A 12,983-nucleotide genomic window follows, 5' to 3' on the forward strand; every position below is an offset into this window, starting at 1 on the left:
CTAAGGGTCGCATTGTTATTGGCCTGAATGAGCCTATTTTAGAGGCACATGCATTCCGCCCCGAAAGTGACGCGATGAACGACAAGGACAAGAAGCCGGGTAATCCGTGGACCAAGAGCCTGCTTATCTGGGCGGGCGTGCTCCTTGCGCTCGTGCTGTTCGTGCAGATGATCGACGGCGGATCACGCACCCCGACGGGCCAGGCGATGGCCTATTCCGAGTTCGTGCGCCAGGTCGACGAGGGCAATGTTCGCACGGTCACCATCGCCTCGGGCGGCAACGGCGCCAACAGCGCGATCGCCGGCAAGCTGTCGAGCGGCGAGGATTTCCACACCATCGCGCCGGGCGATGCCAATGTCTCCGACAAGCTGATCGCCAAGGGCGTTGCGGTCCAGGTCAAGGCCGAAGAGCAGTCGAGCATCTGGCTCTACATGCTCTACAACTCGCTGCCGTTCCTCCTTATCCTAGGCATCAGCTTCTTCGTGATGCGGCAGATGCAGAAGAACGCCGGTTCCGGCGCAATGGGTTTTGGCAAAAGCCGGGCCCGCATGCTGACCGAGAAGCAGGGCCGCGTTACGTTCGCCGACGTCGCTGGCATCGACGAGGCGCGGGAGGAACTCCAGGAGATCGTCGAATATCTGAAGGACCCCGGCAAGTTCGCTCGTCTTGGCGGCAAGATCCCCAAGGGCGCACTCCTCGTTGGCCCTCCGGGCACAGGCAAGACGCTTCTCGCCCGCGCGATCGCGGGCGAAGCTGGCGTTCCCTTCTTCACCATCTCCGGCTCGGACTTCGTCGAGATGTTCGTCGGTGTCGGCGCGAGCCGCGTCCGCGACATGTTCGACCAGGCCAAGAAGTCGGCGCCATGCATCGTCTTTATCGATGAGATCGATGCCGTAGGCCGCCATCGCGGCGCGGGTCTTGGCAACGGAAATGACGAGCGAGAGCAGACCCTCAACCAGCTTCTGGTCGAGATGGACGGCTTCGAGGCCAATGAAGGGATCATCATCATCGCCGCGACCAACCGTCCCGACGTGCTTGATCCTGCGCTCCTTCGCCCCGGCCGCTTCGATCGGCAGGTCGTCGTTCCGCGGCCTGACATCGACGGCCGCGAGCAGATCCTCACCGTCCATATGAAAAAGGTGCCGCTGGCGCCGGACGTCGACGGCCGCGTCATCGCACGCGGCACTCCGGGCTTCTCGGGCGCCGATCTTGCCAATCTCGTCAACGAGGCGGCGCTGCTTGCAGCCCGCAAGGGCAAGCGCCTCGTTGCCATGCAGGAGTTCGAGGAGGCCAAGGACAAGGTGCTGATGGGCACCGAGCGCAAGTCCATGGTGATGACCGAGGACGAAAAGCGGATGACCGCCTACCACGAGGCCGGCCATGCGATCGTTGCGCTGCATGAGCCTGCATCAGACCCCATTCACAAGGCGACCATCATCCCCCGGGGACGGGCGCTAGGAATGGTCATGCGTCTGCCGGAGCGCGACAGCTACAGCTATCATCGCGACAAGATGTACGCGAACCTTGCGGTGGCGATGGGCGGACGCGTCGCGGAGGAAGTGATCTTCGGCTACAACAAGGTTTCGTCCGGTGCTTCTTCGGACATCCAATATGCAACCACGCTCGCCCGCGACATGGTGACCCGCTGGGGCATGTCCGACGCGCTCGGACCTCTCCAATATGCGGAACCCGAGGAAGAGGTGTTCCTTGGATATTCGGTCAATCGCCAGCGGCAGATGTCGAACGAGACGGCGCAGCAGATCGACAAGGAGATCCGCCGGATCGTCGAGGAAGGCTATGAGCGGGCCAAGCACCTGCTCGACGAGCATCGCTCCGAACTCGAGAAGCTTGCCCAGGCGCTTCTCGAATATGAGACGCTGAGCGGCGACGAGATCACGAAGGTGATTGCCGGCGAGACCATCGACCGTGGCGGGTTCAAGGGTCCCGCGATCCCGACTGCCGGTTCCTCGATCCCCAAGGCCAAGCGTCCAAAGGGCGGCACGGTCGGCGGCCCGGCTGCAGCGGGAGCCTGAGGCCTCTACTCGAACGCACCGAGGGCGACGAGCAAGCTCCCGAACAGCGAAATCGCGATGAAGGCGAAGAGGGTAAGGAGCGCGGCGCGCCAGACGGCGCCGCGCTTGCTCACCCCGTAGGTGCCGCGGATCTGGCGGTACATGTGGATCGGCGGAACGAACCAGGCGATGCTTGCAATCGAATCGGAAACGAGCCCGATCACCGATCCCGCCGCCAGCAGAAGCATCATGAAGCACAGGGAATAGGTCACGAAGACCGTGTGATCGTAAAGCTTGAACCGCCGGCTGAAGGGAAAGAGCAGCCACACGAACGGCACCGAGATGGGGATGAGGGCCCAGCTGAACTTGTAGGCGTTGGTCTTGATCTTGTAGAACAGGAGTTCGGGGTTCTTGGCTGCCTTGCCGAGCTGTTCGTTGATTCCGCCCAGATAGTTACCCGCAAGACCGAAGCTTGCGTCGACCTTGCCTTCCTTCAGCGCCTCCAGCGCTGTCATTTCGTTCTTTAGGTCGCTGATCTTTTCGTCCAGAGCGCTTGCAACCGGCCCGCTCGCTGCTGATCGTTGCTGCTGCAGGATCGCCAGTTTCTGCTGGTCCTTGGTCAGTTCTCTCGAGGCATCGGCCGAAGCCTTGGCCGAGACATGGGCCGTGCTGCTGGTCAAACCGACGACGCCGAACATCAGGAACACGCAGAAAAGGAAAAGCGCGATCGGCGAGACGAAGCTTGCTCGCTGCCCGTCGATGTATCGCCGCGTCAGCTCACCTGGCTTCCAGGCAAGCAAAGGAAGCGTTCGAAAGATCTTTCCCTCGAAATGAAGAACCCCGTGCGCGAAATCGTGGAAGAAGGCTTCAAGGGTACGATGGACGTGCGCGTGCTGCCCGCACTGGCTGCAATAAGGGCCCTCAAGCGCTGCGCCGCAGTTGAGGCAGTTCGCTTCATGCGTATGCCCGTCCCCTTCGCCGGTCGCAGGCTCGACCGCGCGGCCGACCATTCCCCCGGTCAGAGCATCGCCAAGTGCTTCAAGGTTGCCCATCTCAAACCCCCTTGGCCCGACATTAGGCGGCGCGACAGGCGCATGCTAGCCGTGAGGGGCATGGCGCGCATCGGTCTCCTCGGCGGCTCGTTCAACCCGGCGCACGCGGGACACCGCCACATCAGCCTCGAGGCGATGCGCTCGCTCGGTCTCGACGAGGTCTGGTGGCTCGTGTCGCCGGGTAATCCGCTCAAGGAGGACGCCAAGGACATGGCCCCCTTCGGAGCGCGCTTGGCCTCGGCAAAGCAGATGGTCCGCCGCTCACCGATCCGCGTCAGCGACTTTGAGCAGCGTATGGGCACCCGCTACACGATCGACACTGTGCGCAAGTTGAAGCGAAGCCATCCTGAACATGACTTCATCTGGTTGCTCGGAAGCGACACCCTGCCAAATTTTCACTTATGGCGCGATTGGAGGGGTTTAGCGCGCGAAGTGCCGATTGCGGTGATTCGCCGGCCCGGTTATGATTCCGCTGCCCACGCGGCGCGCGCGATGGGTTGGCTCAGAAGGTTCGTCCATCCTTCGAGCCAGGCCAGACGTTGGACGCAGTGGAGTGCACCGGCGATCCTTTTCCTTCGCCTCAAGCCCGACACTCTGTCCGCAACGGCTATCCGCGCGCACGATCCCCACTGGCACCTGAGAACGAATGCTCGGCTCGAGCGTTCGTATCGTTCCGGTTCGCCAATGTTTCGCAGGAGAACCCTTGACCGAACGTCCAGCTGAGAACGCCGCCGAGGCCGGCCGCCCTCCCGTCGACGTCGAAGATCTCCACAAGCTCGTTCTTCAGTCGCTTGACGACGATCAAGCTCTGGAGGTCGTCTCCATCCCTCTTTCGGGAAAATCGAACATCGCCGATCATATGGTGATCGCTTCGGGCCGATCGACCCGCCAGGTCGCCTCGATGGCGGTTAAGCTTGGCGACAAGATCAAGGAGCGATTTGGAAGGAACGTCAGGATCGAAGGTCTCCCGGCTGCCGACTGGGTCCTCATCGATGCAGATGACGTCATCGTTCACATTTTCCGTCCCGAGGTGAGAAATTTTTACAATTTGGAACGAATGTGGGCATTTGGCGATGATTCTGGCGTAAGCGCAGCGGTACGCGGGTAGGGCGAAATGCGATTCATTGCGTTTTTTCTGACACTTCTGGCGTTCCTCGCGCAGCCGGCGGCGGCTGCCTCGAGCCCCAGCCTCTCAAGCCTCGAGCAGCAGCTGAGCTCCCTCGTCTCGAACAGGTCCACCGACGTCGGCATCGCAGCGCTCGATCTCAACACGGGCGAAACCGTGAGCATCAAGGGCAACACCCCCTTCCCGATGGCGAGCACGGTGAAGGTGGCAATTGCCGCGCTCTATCTCGCGCAGGTCGACAACGGCCGGCGCTCGCTCGATGACACGATCAACGGCCAGTCGGCACGCAGCCTCATGGCGCGGATGCTGATCCACAGCGACAACCACGCGACCGACATCCTGCTGAAGGATCTTGGCGGCCCGACCGCAGTGCACCAGTGGCTTCGCGACAATGGCGTCACCGGGCTTCGCGTCGATCGCACGATCGCCGACCTTCTGAGGAGCAAGCGTGACCTTTGGGATCGACGCGACTCAAGCACGCCGGTTGCGATGGTCGACCTCCTGAAGCGCATCTACAAGTCAGAGCTCATCAAGCCCGACAGCCGTAACTACCTGCTCGATCTCATGGCCAAGTGCCAGACCGGCAAGAACCGGATCAAGGCCCTGCTGCCCTTCGGCACCCCGGTTGAGCACAAGACGGGCACTCTGGATGGCCTTTCGGACGACGTCGGGTTCATCACCTTGCCCGACGGACGCCGCGTTGCGGTCGCGATCTTCACCCGCGGCGGCAATGACCGTCCGCGGACGATCGCCGAAAGCGCCCGCGCTATCTATGACGGATTCAAGTCGGTCTTCGCCTGGCCTTTCGGCAGCCCGGCGCTCAGCGCCCAGTAGGTTGCTGCTTCATATCGTCGCTCGCGGGAAGATCGGCCGCTCTCCGGAGGCCGATCTCGTCGAGCGATATGTGAAACGCATCCAGTGGCCGAGCAGGGTTACCGAACTTCCCGACCACGGTGGAAACGTCCCGCCGTTGCCGGCCAATGCAGTCACAGTCGTGCTCGACGAGCGCGGCGCGGCCTTGGCCTCGAGGGACCTTGCGCGCAAGCTCGAACACTGGCGCGACGAGGGTAAACGGGAGGCGCGGTTCCTGATCGGCGCTGCGGACGGCCATGAGGAAGACCAGCGGCGGGAGGCCGATTTCATTCTCTCTTTCGGCGCCGCAACCTGGCCGCATCTTCTCGTAAGAGCGATGCTTGCAGAACAATTGTTCCGTGCAACATCGATCCTTGCGAACCATCCCTATCATCGCGAAGGCTAAGAGCATGGTCCGCGCCGCGCTCCTTGTCCTGCTCTGTCCGCTGCTCGCTTCCAGCGCGCTCGCGCAAATGGCCGGTCAGCCGCTCGATGCGGCACTGAAAGAGGCGCTGTCGGACCAGGCGAGGGCCGACGCCGAGACGAGGAGACTGGAGCAGGCGGCCTCGCAGGCACGCTCCGAGGCCGACAGGCTTCGAGCAGAGCAGGCCGCGGCAGCCCAGGGCATCGATGCTGCCGAGGCGCGGATCAGCGCCGCCAACGCGCGCTTCCAGCTCGCCTCGGCTTTCGTAGCTGCGCACCAGCAGCAGCTTGCCTCCGAGCAGCAGCCGGTCTCGTCTCTCCTCGCGGGCCTTGCAACAATGGCCCGTAGACCTCCCCTACTGGTCCTTGCAGACGAAGGCGGCACTGACGAGCTCGTCAAGGTGCGCCTCCTGCTCAAGGCGACACTGCCGGTAATCCGGAGCCGGACAGGCCGCCTGTCGGCAGAGCTCGCGCAGGGACAGCGGCTTCGTCAGCAGGCACTTGCAGCCCGCTCGGAGATCGCCCGGAGCCGCGATGGTCTCCTCGCCAGCCGCGCCCGCTTTGCGGCGCTGGAGCAGAAGGCGGTCCAGCGAGCGCTCGCATCGGGCGGCGAGGCACTGGGCGCGAGCGACGTCGCGATTGCCGCCGGCGAGGACATCGAGCGCCTGCGCGGCGAACAGCTAAACAACCAGTCCATCCGGGCCGCCGCCTCGCGACTGGCAGAAGAGGGCGGGGCTCCCGAAAGCCCCTTCGCACAGGAAGGTCCCAGGGTCAGGACGCCATTCGCCTACCAGCTTCCTGCCGCGGCACCGGTTGTCGAGGGCCTCGGCTCGATAAGCGAGAGCGGCGTTCGCGCACGCGGAATGACGCTCGCGACCGCGCGCGGTACCCCCCTTAGTGCTCCTGCCGACGGAGTGGTCAGGTTCGCAGGCGCATTCCGCGACTATGACGGCGTACTGGTCATCGACCATGGCGGCGGATGGATGAGCCTCATCGTCAACATCGCAACGCCGCTTCATTCCGGGGACCGGGTGCGGATGGGCGATGACATCGGCCGTGCGATCGGCCCGCTGCAGGTCGAATTGTCCCAGAATGGGCGTCGAATGTCGCCTGCCCTCATCGCAGGTTCATCTCAAAACCTGTCAAACGGAACCAAAGGCTACTAAACGCCCGGAGATCCCTTAGGCTGGACGCCGATACAGGACGCGACTGTGATGAAATTCAATCCGAAGCTGATCCCTTCACTTGCGCTCGTTGGAGCCCTTGCACTGGTACCCGTGACCGCCAGCTCGTTCGCTGCGGCCGACACCACCAATTACCAGGAACTCGAGAAGTTCATGAGCGTCTACGAACGGGTCAAGGCGAACTACGTCGAGCCGGTCGATGACCACACCCTCATCAAGGGGGCAATCGACGGGATGCTTGCCGCGCTCGATCCTCACTCGAGCTATGTCGAGGCGAGCGATTTTGATCAGCTCAAGACAACGACAGACGGCAATTACGGCGGCCTCGGGCTCACCGTTTCCATCGAAGATGGAGCCGTGAAGGTGGTTGCGCCGACGGAAGACACGCCGGCGTATCGCGCCGGGATCAAGGCGGGCGACTATATCACGCACATCAATGGAGAGCTGGTCTACGGCCTCAATCTCGACGAAGCCGTCGCCAAGATGCGCGGCGATCCCGGCACGTCGATCAGCCTCACCATCGTCCGGCCCGGTCGCGACAAGCCGTTCGACGTCAGCATCAAGCGCGAGCGGATCGAGCTTCGTCCGGTCAAGTGGGAGATCAAGGACGGTATCGGCTATCTCAACATCAACACCTTTTCGGGCAATGTTGCCGAGCAAACCAAGTCGGCGCTGGTAGCGATCGACAAGGCGACCGGCGGCCATCCGCTCGGCTATATCGTCGACCTGCGCTCCAATCCTGGCGGTCTTCTCGACCAGGCGGTCGATGTTGCCGACGACTTCCTCGACAGCGGCGAGATCGTCTCGCAGCGCGGCCGGACCAAGGACGATATCGACCGCTATTACGCTCGGCCGGGCGACATGGCGCACGGGCTTCCCGTCATCGTCCTCACGGACGCCGGTACGGCATCGGCCTCGGAGATCGTCGCAGGCGCGCTGCAGGACCATCGCCGGGCGCTCATCATGGGCGAAAAGAGCTTCGGCAAGGGCTCGGTGCAGACGGTCGTCCAGACCGGCCCCGATGCGGCGCTGAGGCTCACGACGGCACGCTATTACACGCCCTCGGGCCGCTCTGTTCAGGCCGGAGGGATCGAGCCGGACGTCGAAGTGCCGCAGCTCAGCGACCCCGACTACAAGGATCGCAAGGTCGTTCGTGAAGCCGATCTTCGCCGGCACCTGCTCGCGCAGGCCAAGGTCCAGGACAAGCTGCTCGAGGCCGACGACAGTCCTGATCCGCGCTTCAGCGCCAAGCCCGACGAGCTCGAGAAGAAGGGCATCAAGGACTTCCAGCTCTATTATGCGATGAACACGCTGAAGCGGCTCGCCTCTCCGGCGGCGATCGCTTCGGCTGCCCCCATCAAGAAGTCGCGGTAGCAGCATGGCCGAGGCGCTGGTGGCGGGCTCTCCTCGAGCAAGCGGCCTGACGGGTCCGGCAGCGGCGCGGCTGATTGCACTGCTGCTTCCAGCAGCGCTTCTCGGCGGGGCCCTCGGATCGCAATATCTGGGCGGCCTTCACCCGTGCGAGATGTGCTATTGGCAGCGTTGGCCGCACGCTGCGGCAATCCTTCTTGCGGCGCTATCCTTCACACAGCCCGCTGCGTCCGGCCGCGCCCGCTCGCTGACCCTCCTTGCAGCGCTCGCGATTGCGATATCCGGCGCGATCGGGGTCTATCACGCGGGTGTTGAAGCGAAGATCTTCGAGGGCTTCACGACCTGCACGGCAATGGGCAAGGGCCTTAGCACTGCCGAATTACTGAAGCAGATCAGCGCGGCGCCCCTTGTTCGCTGCGACGAAGTGCAGTTCCGCTTCCTTGGAATCTCGATGGCTGGCTGGAACGCGATCCTCTCGCTTGGCGGCGCGGCACTGATCGTGACCCTCAGCCTGCGGGCGAAACGCGCATGAAAAGCTGGCGCCCTGGCGGTGACCGGGCCGACACGGCTTCGATGCTCCGTGTCGACCAGGCGGGTGAATACGGAGCGACGCGGATCTACGCGGGCCAGCTCGCGGTCCTTCGTCGCAACGGCGCGGAGGCCAAGCTCATCGCACGCATGGCAGCGCAGGAAGAGCGCCACCTCAAGCGTTTCAACGACCTGATGGCTGAACGGCGCGTGCGACCAACGGCCTTGCAACCGTTGTGGAACGTCGCCGGGTTCGCGCTTGGTGCGGCGACGGCACTCATGTCCGAGAAGGCCGCACTTGCGTGCACGGACGCGGTCGAAACCGAGATCGACAAACATTATTCCGAGCAGCTGAGTGCGCTTCGCGAGGATGATCCCGAGCTTGCAAGAGACATTGCCGACTTCCAGACCGACGAGCTCGAGCACCGCGATACTGCGCGGGCCGCGGGTGCCCGGCAGGCGGTTGGATATCCGCTGCTGACTGCGGCGATCCGTGCCGGTTGCAGGGTGGCAATCGAGCTCTCGAAACGCATATGAGGAACGAATGGCGGCGCCAGCCGCTGAAAACGGGAAAGGACGCGGTGAAACCATGAGAAGCTTGAGCATCATGCTCGGGGTTGCGGCCCTCGCCGGCGGCCTTGCTCCGCTCGCGACGCCGGCCGTCGCCCAGCAGGCCACGACTGCCGAGGTGGTCGTCTATGGCAACGACCCCTGTCCGCGCTCGACCGACGACCAGGTCGTGGTCTGTTCGCGGCGACCCGAGACCGAGCGTTATCGCCTCCCCAAGAATCAGCAGCTTCAGGGCACACGCCAGCAGCGCCAGTCGTGGGCGAAGAAGTCGCAACAGCTGATGACTGTCGGCAATACGGGCGTTGGCAGCTGCTCGGCGGTTGGGCCTGGAGGCCGCGAAGGCTGCCTCACGCAGCAGATCCAGCAGGAAAAGCAGGCGGCTCGGGAAGCCCAGCAGGACAATACGCCCCCTCAACTCTAGGGCCGTGACTGCCTCGGCCTTGAGAAATCGCTACCGGCCACCGCTGGCTCTTGTTACGCCGGCGCACCATCCGCGGGGGAGGGACGCCGTCACTTGAGCAGCGCGCCGGCCATTGTGCCCGAAGAGAGAGCCAGCCGCACGTTCTTCGGCCATCCACCAGGGCTCGCCTATCTCGCATTCACCGAAGCGTGGGAGCGTTTCTCCTATTACGGGATGACCGCCCTGCTGGTGCTTTACATGGTGAACCAGCTGCTCCTGCCTGGGCACATCGAGCATGTGGCGGGCTTCGCGACGTTCCGGCGGCTTGTCGAAGATACGACCGGGCCGCTTTCGGCGCAGGCCCTCGCGTCGCAGATCTTTGGCCTCTACGCGGGCTTCGTCTATTTCACGCCGGTGCTGGGCGGCTGGCTCGGGGACCGGATCGGCCAGCGTAGCGCCGTGGTGCTCGGCGCTCTTTCGATGACGGGCGGCCATCTTGCGATGGCCTTCGATCAGACCTTCCTCCTTGCCTTGTTGCTGCTGATCGCCGGGTCGGGCCTTCTCAAGGGAAATATCTCCGCGCAGGTCGGTAGCATCTACCCGCCCGACGACGAGGCGCGGCGGACGCGGGCTTTTGCGATCTTCAGTACCGCAATCAATCTGGGAGCCGTCACCGGACCCTTGCTGTGCGGTTTCCTCGGGACCCGCTTTGGATGGCATGTGGGCTTCGGCGCGGCAGCCCTGTTCATGCTGGGAGCGTTGGCGACATATCTCGGCGGATATCGCTACCTCCCTTCGAGGGTGGCGCGGCGCGACCGACCCCGGGCGACACCGCTCTCGGCGGCCGATCGCAAGGCTCTTGCGGCGCTGGTGGCGGTCATGGCCATCGTCGTCCTTGCCTATGTTGCTTATTACCAGCTCGCCAACGTTCATCCGGTCTGGCTGCAGCAGCACGCGGACCTCAACGCGGGCGGCTTCGAGATTCCGATCCCGTGGTTCTATTCGATTGACCCGCTGGTCAGCATGCTTTCGGTTCCCTTCCTGTTCGCCCTCTGGAACTGGCAGGCGCGTATCAGCGGTGCTGAACCTTCACCGCTCATCAAGATCGCGACCGGTTCCTTTCTGAGCGGCGTTGCAAATCTGGTCCTGGTCGCAGCGATCGCGTTTTCGAGCGGACGCGTCACGTGGATGTGGCCTGTACTCTACTGCGCCATCCAGGGGGTGGCCTTCATGTATTTCTGGCCGACGCTTCTGGCCCTCGTCAGCCAGGCCGCACCCCCCAAGGTCAACGCGACCATGATGGGCGTCGCTTTCCTTACCCTGTTCGTTGCAAACAACCTCATTGGCCGGATCGGTACATATTACGAGAAGATGACGCCGATGACGTTCTGGGCGCTCCACGCAGGCATGGGAATGGTCGGGGGCCTGCTTGCGCTGGCGTTCAGACGGTCACTCGGGCGGCTTCTTGAGCCGCAGTCCGCCGCGTCAGTCCGCGATTAGGAGATTTTTTTGATGAGCGTTGCCGAAGCCACTCCGGATCTCGAGCAGGTCGATCGCCGCGACCGAGCGTTTCTTGGTCATCCCAAGGGCTTGGGTTTCCTCGGCTTCGCCGAGGGCTGCGAACGCTTCTCTTATTATTCCATGCAGACGCTGCTGGTGCTCTACATGGTCAATTACCTGTTGTTGCCGGGACGGATGGAGAATGTCGTCGGCCTCAAGTGGATGCAGGCGCACGTCTACCACGGCATTTCGGGTCAGCCGCTCGCCTCGGCCATCTTCGGTACCTACACCTCGCTCGTCTACCTCACCCCGATCTTCGGCGGAGTGATCGCCGACAGGTGGCTGGGGCGACACAGAACGCTGATCGTCGGCGGCGTGCTCATGGCCATCGGGCACTTCCTGATGGCGATCGAGCCAGCATTCCTGCTTGCCCTGTTGGCGCTGCTGCTCGGAGTGGGAGCATTCAAGGGCAATATCGCAACGCAGGTTGGAGCGCTCTACGGCCCTCAGGATCTGCGCCGCGCGATGGCCTTCCAGATCTTCTACATCTTCATCAACGTCAGCGTGATCGTCGCGCCGCTCGTCTCGGGAACGCTGGGCCAGAAGGTCGGCTGGCATTACGGGTTCGGCTGCGCCGGCGTTGTGATGGTTCTTGGGCTCATCATCTATCTTGCGGGTCGCCGTTATCTCCCGGCGGAACAGCCTCGCGGACCGAGTGCAAAGCCCAAGCACCACGATCCGATGACACGCGGCGACTGGATCTGCCTTATCTACCTCGTCATCCTCATCCCCGTCATCGCGGTCTCACTCCTCACCAACCAGCAGATCTTCAATGTCTATCTCACCTGGGGCGACCAGCGGTTCGACCTCCGGCTGCTCAACAACACGAGCAGCTGGCTCATCACCGTCGATGCCGCAGTCAGCTTCACGATGCTCGTCGCAGTCGCCGCATTCTGGAAGTGGTGGGGAACGAAGCGGCAGGAGCTCGACGAGATCAGCAAGATGATCATCGGCAGCGTGTTTACGGTCGCGGGCGGGCTTTGCCTGTTCATGGCCGCTTTGACCCAGCCTGCGGGCGGCAAGATCAGCCTGTTCTGGCCGATGCTGTTCGAGCTTTGCAACAGCATCGGCTTTGCCCATGTCTTGCCGGTCAGTCTTGCCCTGTTCTCGAAGATCGCGCCGAGGCAGATAACAGCGACCGTCATCGGCCTCTATTATCTCGCCTTCTTCATCGCGAACGCGATCGTCGGCTGGGTAGGGGGCCTTTATTCGAGCCTCCCGACCACGACCTTCTGGCTCATTCACGTTGCAAGCGCGGCCTTCGGACTGGTCGCGTTCATCATTTTCAAGGTCGCGATCGGGCGGCGAATGCAGGGCACTCCGCAAGACCAGGCAGCGGCCCTCAGTTGAGGGTCACCTCTGCCACTTTTTCTTTCATGCCGGCCTCGGGCTTGCGGCCGAACAGCTTGTTGAACGCCGGCTTGAGGAAACCCTCGACGTCGCTCAGCCAGATCTTCGCGTCCGCGACGTCGAAGCGCACCAGCGCGAGTTTGGGATCGTCCTTTCCCTCGTACCATTCCGCAACGATCGGGCTCCACAGCCGTTCGATCGTGGCTGGGTCCTGATCAAGGGTCAGCGTTCCCCGAAGGCTCGCGAAAAGGCTGTGTCCTTTGGCCGAATAAGAGGCGATCGCCTGACTCGACTGGCCCATTGCGCGGGTGAAGTCATGATCCTTCGCAGTGAAGATCCACAGCACTCCCGAATGGCGATCCTGGTCTTCGAAATTGACCGTCATCGGCTGAGTGGCGCCCTCGCGTGCGCCCTCAATGCCGAGCATGATGAAGGGGCTGTCCTTCAGCGCCTTCCAGAACTTGTCTTCGATCTCGCGATCGTCGGCCATCAAACCTCTCCTTTGCGATGTCCCTGAACAACACCTGCGCTTGAAGGCCCGTTCCCCGGCTGCCG

14 protein-coding genes are annotated in these 12,983 nt (G+C 63.1%); 12 read left to right on the plus strand and 2 right to left on the minus strand.

Going from position 1 to position 12,983, the window contains the following annotated elements; all coding sequences use genetic code 11:
- The first annotated feature begins 74 nt into the window (after positions 1-74).
- Positions 75-2,033, plus strand: coding sequence for an ATP-dependent zinc metalloprotease FtsH (gene ftsH / locus V8192_RS03655; RefSeq protein ID WP_341631689.1), 1,959 nt, complete (start codon positions 75-77; stop codon positions 2,031-2,033).
- Positions 2,034-2,038: 5 nt separating this feature from the next.
- On the opposite strand, the gene V8192_RS03660 is transcribed toward ftsH, so the two are convergent.
- Complete coding sequence (locus tag V8192_RS03660) at positions 2,039-3,064, minus strand: DUF3667 domain-containing protein (RefSeq protein WP_341631690.1); 1,026 nt, start codon at positions 3,062-3,064, stop codon at positions 2,039-2,041.
- Positions 3,065-3,124: 60 nt separating this feature from the next.
- Here V8192_RS03660 and V8192_RS03665 point away from each other — a divergent pair, with 60 nt between their 5' ends.
- The 11 genes from V8192_RS03665 to V8192_RS03715 all read left to right on the plus strand — a co-directional run bounded on the left by V8192_RS03665 (position 3,125) and on the right by V8192_RS03715 (position 12,428).
- Positions 3,125-3,787: a nicotinate-nucleotide adenylyltransferase gene (locus tag V8192_RS03665; RefSeq protein WP_341631691.1), complete on the plus strand. Its 663-nt coding sequence runs from the start codon at positions 3,125-3,127 to the stop codon at positions 3,785-3,787.
- Positions 3,768-4,172: a ribosome silencing factor gene (rsfS, locus tag V8192_RS03670; protein ID WP_341631692.1), complete on the plus strand. Its 405-nt coding sequence runs from the start codon at positions 3,768-3,770 to the stop codon at positions 4,170-4,172. Before V8192_RS03665 ends, rsfS begins: the two co-directional genes overlap by 20 nt.
- Positions 4,173-4,178: 6 nt before the next feature.
- Positions 4,179-5,024 (plus strand): serine hydrolase, encoded by an 846-nt coding sequence (locus V8192_RS03675; protein ID WP_341631693.1) that lies wholly within the window; start codon positions 4,179-4,181, stop codon positions 5,022-5,024.
- 1 nt (position 5,025) lies between these two features.
- The gene (locus V8192_RS03680; RefSeq protein ID WP_341631694.1) at positions 5,026-5,448 is read left to right on the plus strand and encodes a 23S rRNA (pseudouridine(1915)-N(3))-methyltransferase RlmH; all 423 of its coding nucleotides are present in this window, start codon (positions 5,026-5,028) and stop codon (positions 5,446-5,448) included.
- Positions 5,449-5,452: 4 nt separating this feature from the next.
- The gene (locus V8192_RS03685; RefSeq protein WP_341631695.1) at positions 5,453-6,631 is read left to right on the plus strand and encodes a murein hydrolase activator EnvC family protein; all 1,179 of its coding nucleotides are present in this window, start codon (positions 5,453-5,455) and stop codon (positions 6,629-6,631) included.
- Between the two features lie 48 nt (positions 6,632-6,679).
- A complete protein-coding gene (locus tag V8192_RS03690) occupies positions 6,680-8,023 on the plus strand; it encodes a S41 family peptidase (protein ID WP_341631696.1) in 1,344 nt (447 codons plus the stop codon).
- Between the two features lie 4 nt (positions 8,024-8,027).
- Positions 8,028-8,552, plus strand: a complete 525-nt coding sequence (locus tag V8192_RS03695) for a disulfide bond formation protein B (protein ID WP_341631697.1) — start codon at positions 8,028-8,030, stop codon at positions 8,550-8,552.
- On the plus strand, positions 8,549-9,085 hold the full coding sequence (locus V8192_RS03700) for a demethoxyubiquinone hydroxylase family protein (protein WP_341631698.1): 537 nt from the start codon (positions 8,549-8,551) through the stop codon (positions 9,083-9,085). The genes V8192_RS03695 and V8192_RS03700 overlap by 4 nt, the downstream gene beginning before the upstream one ends.
- A gap of 52 nt (positions 9,086-9,137) precedes the next feature.
- On the plus strand, positions 9,138-9,539 hold the full coding sequence (locus V8192_RS03705) for a hypothetical protein (protein WP_341631699.1): 402 nt from the start codon (positions 9,138-9,140) through the stop codon (positions 9,537-9,539).
- A gap of 114 nt (positions 9,540-9,653) precedes the next feature.
- The gene (locus V8192_RS03710; RefSeq protein WP_341631700.1) at positions 9,654-11,018 is read left to right on the plus strand and encodes a peptide MFS transporter; all 1,365 of its coding nucleotides are present in this window, start codon (positions 9,654-9,656) and stop codon (positions 11,016-11,018) included.
- A 12-nt stretch (positions 11,019-11,030) separates the two neighbouring features.
- On the plus strand, positions 11,031-12,428 hold the full coding sequence (locus V8192_RS03715; RefSeq protein WP_341631701.1) for a peptide MFS transporter: 1,398 nt from the start codon (positions 11,031-11,033) through the stop codon (positions 12,426-12,428).
- Here V8192_RS03715 and V8192_RS03720 read toward each other — a convergent pair.
- A complete protein-coding gene (locus V8192_RS03720; protein ID WP_341631702.1) occupies positions 12,421-12,918 on the minus strand; it encodes a pyridoxamine 5'-phosphate oxidase family protein in 498 nt (165 codons plus the stop codon). The genes V8192_RS03715 and V8192_RS03720 overlap by 8 nt on opposite strands.
- Positions 12,919-12,983: the final 65 nt, after the last annotated feature.

Origin of the sequence: Sphingomonas agri (assembly GCF_038148795.1) — a bacterium.
GTDB lineage: Bacteria > Pseudomonadota > Alphaproteobacteria > Sphingomonadales > Sphingomonadaceae > Sphingomicrobium > Sphingomicrobium agri.

What these genes read in the sequence shown, in the direction of transcription:
- ftsH (WP_341631689.1), top strand. Translation starts at nt 75, where the DNA reads ATGAACGACAAGGACAAGAAGCCGGGTAATCCGTGGACCAAGAGCCTG.
- V8192_RS03660 (WP_341631690.1), bottom strand. Translation starts at nt 3,064, where the DNA reads ATGGGCAACCTTGAAGCACTTGGCGATGCTCTGACCGGGGGAATGGTC.
- V8192_RS03665 (WP_341631691.1), top strand. Translation starts at nt 3,125, where the DNA reads ATGGCGCGCATCGGTCTCCTCGGCGGCTCGTTCAACCCGGCGCACGCG.
- V8192_RS03675 (WP_341631693.1), top strand. Translation starts at nt 4,179, where the DNA reads ATGCGATTCATTGCGTTTTTTCTGACACTTCTGGCGTTCCTCGCGCAG.
- V8192_RS03685 (WP_341631695.1), top strand. Translation starts at nt 5,453, where the DNA reads ATGGTCCGCGCCGCGCTCCTTGTCCTGCTCTGTCCGCTGCTCGCTTCC.
- V8192_RS03690 (WP_341631696.1), top strand. Translation starts at nt 6,680, where the DNA reads ATGAAATTCAATCCGAAGCTGATCCCTTCACTTGCGCTCGTTGGAGCC.
- V8192_RS03695 (WP_341631697.1), top strand. Translation starts at nt 8,028, where the DNA reads ATGGCCGAGGCGCTGGTGGCGGGCTCTCCTCGAGCAAGCGGCCTGACG.
- V8192_RS03700 (WP_341631698.1), top strand. Translation starts at nt 8,549, where the DNA reads ATGAAAAGCTGGCGCCCTGGCGGTGACCGGGCCGACACGGCTTCGATG.
- V8192_RS03705 (WP_341631699.1), top strand. Translation starts at nt 9,138, where the DNA reads ATGAGAAGCTTGAGCATCATGCTCGGGGTTGCGGCCCTCGCCGGCGGC.
- V8192_RS03715 (WP_341631701.1), top strand. Translation starts at nt 11,031, where the DNA reads ATGAGCGTTGCCGAAGCCACTCCGGATCTCGAGCAGGTCGATCGCCGC.
- V8192_RS03720 (WP_341631702.1), bottom strand. Translation starts at nt 12,918, where the DNA reads ATGGCCGACGATCGCGAGATCGAAGACAAGTTCTGGAAGGCGCTGAAG.